General features: G+C 49.5%; 3 protein-coding genes. All 3 read left to right on the top strand.

The window, feature by feature from the left end; genetic code table 11:
- Positions 1–687, top strand: a 687-nt coding sequence (locus J4G02_18140) for a formylglycine-generating enzyme family protein (protein MCE2396457.1), incomplete at its 5' end; no start/stop codon positions are given.
- A 121-nt stretch (positions 688–808) separates the two neighbouring features.
- Positions 809–1,078 carry an aldo/keto reductase gene (locus J4G02_18135; protein ID MCE2396456.1) on the top strand — a complete coding sequence of 90 codons (270 nt, stop codon included), beginning with the start codon at positions 809–811 and terminating at the stop codon, positions 1,076–1,078.
- The coding region (locus tag J4G02_18130; protein ID MCE2396455.1) for an aldo/keto reductase at positions 1,030–1,589 on the top strand (560 nt) is incomplete at its 3' end. The genes J4G02_18135 and J4G02_18130, both read left to right, overlap by 49 nt.

The raw sequence follows: 1,589 nt of genomic DNA, 5'->3' as shown, positions 1-1,589 counted from the left end.
TTTCAGATGGGGAGCGATAAAGGTAGACCCAATGAAACACCTGTGCACCAAGTCTCGCTGGAGGTGTTCTATATCGACAAGTACGAAACGACCAATGCCGACTATCGAGCATTTGTTTTGGCAAACCGTCAATGGCAGAAGTCAGCCGTCAATGTGCGGGACTATCTCAAGCATTGGGCTGGAAACAACATTCCCATTGGCATGGACCGATATCCCGTGACGTATGTCACCCATGAAGCGGCGCAAGCGTATTGCGAATGGCGTGGGAAACGCTTGCCGACGGAAGCGGAATGGGAGAAAGCAGCACGAGATGGGCAGCCAGATCAACTCTATCCGTGGGGAAATCAGGTTGACTCAGATGCAGCAAACTACGATTCGAGGGAGGTGCGTAGCGGTGGACTAAAAAATATGCAGCGATACCTGAAACCTGTTGACCATTTTCCACCGAATGGCTACACCCTCTACAACATGGGAGGCAACGTGGCGGAATGGTGTGCGGATAGATATTTACCGCGTTATCGCAGAAATGATATGAATCAACGAGCACTTCCCCCAAAGGGACCGTTTGTTGCTCGTGGTGGAAGCTGGTTTGATTCAATATTCGATTTGCGTTGTGCTGCGCGCGCTCACGCCCTATCAGGCGCATATTACCATATCGGCTTACGGTGTGCCAAATCCAAGAATTGACAGGGATTGTCGTACTATCCTTTTTCGTTTGCGCTCAACCACCCTATGTGCTAAAATGCACAAAACACCGGCTTACAATCTTATAACCTATACCTGAAACTGTCGAGAGGAGTATCAAGGAATGGAATATAGTATTTTAGGCAATTCTGGCGTCCAAGTTTCACGACTTTGTCTTGGCGCGATGATGTTTGGCAGCCCAACGAATGAGAGTGATTCAATCAAGATTATCGAACGCGCAATAGATGCTGGAATCAATTTTATCGACACGGCAAATGTCTACAACGCAGGCGAATCGGAACGAATTGTTGGCAAGGCAGTCCAAGCTTGCCGTGATGATGTGCTATGGGGGAAGGACTTAACCGATCCGGTACGAGTCGTCACCACATCATGATGGCGGTGGAGGACAGTCTCAGACGGCTTGATACAGACCGGATTGATCTGTACTACCTTCATCGTTGGAACGCGCTGACATCGATTGAAGAATCGCTTCGTGCGTTGGATGATTGCGTCAGGCAGGGTAAAGTCCGTTACATCGGTTGCTCTAACTTCGATGCGTGGCGACTCTGCGAAGCGTGGTGGAAGAGCGATCGTATGAATTTAGAAAAATTTATCTGTCTGCAACCGCTCTACAACATCGTTAATAGGGATATTGAAGTTGAATTATTGCCGTTTTGCAAAGCCTACGACGTAGGTGTCGTGTCCTATAGTCCGCTGGCGCGTGGTGTACTAACGGGAAAATATCTGCCCGGACAACCGCCGCCCCCGGACTCACGGGCGGCACGTCAAGACCGTCGGATTCTACAAACCGAATTACGCGAAGAAAGCTACGAGGTTGCACAAAAACTCCAACCGTTAGCAGCGGCACACGATAAAACGCTGGCACAATTTGCCTTGGCTTGGAC

It is taken from the genome of Candidatus Poribacteria bacterium (genome assembly GCA_021295755.1).
Taxonomy (GTDB): Bacteria; Poribacteria; WGA-4E; order WGA-4E; family PCPOR2b; genus PCPOR2b.
This window is presented reverse-complemented; position numbering and strand designations above follow the sequence as displayed.